Annotated in this window: 1 protein-coding gene; it reads left to right on the top strand. The window is 59.9% G+C overall.

What is annotated here, in order from left to right; all coding sequences use genetic code 11:
* Positions 1-17: 17 nt before the first annotated feature.
* On the top strand, positions 18-1,026 hold a 1,009-nt coding region (locus ACH4E7_RS45730; RefSeq protein WP_396255146.1), incomplete at its 3' end, for a YaaC family protein.

Here is a 1,026-nt window from a genome sequence, read left to right as displayed (position 1 = left end):
AGGACCCCCGCCCGGTGATGTGTAGAGAATCAGACATGGCTACCTCTTCGTTCCCTCTCCCTCTCAGCGGGGGAGGGGTCCGCATCACCGGGACATGGGCCAATATGGGAGCCCCTTCGACTGACTCAGTGTGGCGCAAGGTGCGGGGGCTGCGGCATCGCCCACCGGGCGCTGCGAGCACAACTGAGCGTCGTGCCGTATTCGGAGCGGCGCTTGAGCAGGCGGAGCAACTGTTCAGTGCTGCGAAAGGTGTTGGCTATGCCTCTCGCCCTCTGCTTCTGTTCTATGCGCTCAGTCAGGCTGGGAGGGCTGTTGCGGCTGCCTCGCGTCGGGCCACAAATGATGCGTGGCAATTGGAGTCGCATGGAATAAAGGCGGATCTGGCGAACATTCGCAACCTGGCCAGCATCAGCGTACAAGACAAAGGGAGGGGAAGCTTCACTCAGCTCGCCCCGCTTGTAGGTTCGGGGTCACTTGCGGGTGGAGTTCCCTTGGGGAAGATCTGGGCTTCCATCCCCGAGCTTTCCTCTGTGCCGCTAACCTCCGCGGGAATGCCCTCCTTTCCTGCCCTTTCCTATGTCCATCATCAGACGGCCTCAGATGTTCCGGATCAGGAGATGCGGTACATCATCTACGGGTGGCTGGTGGGCCTTCCGGCGAGGTTGCTGCGGAAGGAAAGCGAGGAGAAATTCGCCACCTTCCTCTCCAATTACCCAACTCTGGCAGGGGCGCAGGAAGCTGGCACTGTGTTGAACAGGACTGTGAGGCGTTCTGATGGGCTGAGCTTTCAGCTGTCGCGCAAGTGGGTGGCTCAGGGGAAGGAATCCGCCGAGGAGCTGCAAAATCGGCTCACAGTGGCATACCTAGGTGACGATGTGCGCTACGCGTTCCCTGCGTTTGATGGTGGCAAGCTTCCGTTGCACCCGTTCCTGGCTTGGTGGGCCGTCTTGTACACGCTGTCCATGATTGCTCGCTATGAGCCCTCGGAGTGGGTCAAGGTTCTTGATATCGATGCCAATCCAGATG

The sequence above is a fragment of the Kitasatospora sp. NPDC018058 genome (assembly GCF_044327205.1).
Taxonomy (GTDB): domain Bacteria; phylum Actinomycetota; class Actinomycetes; order Streptomycetales; family Streptomycetaceae; genus Kitasatospora.
This window is presented reverse-complemented; position numbering and strand designations above follow the sequence as displayed.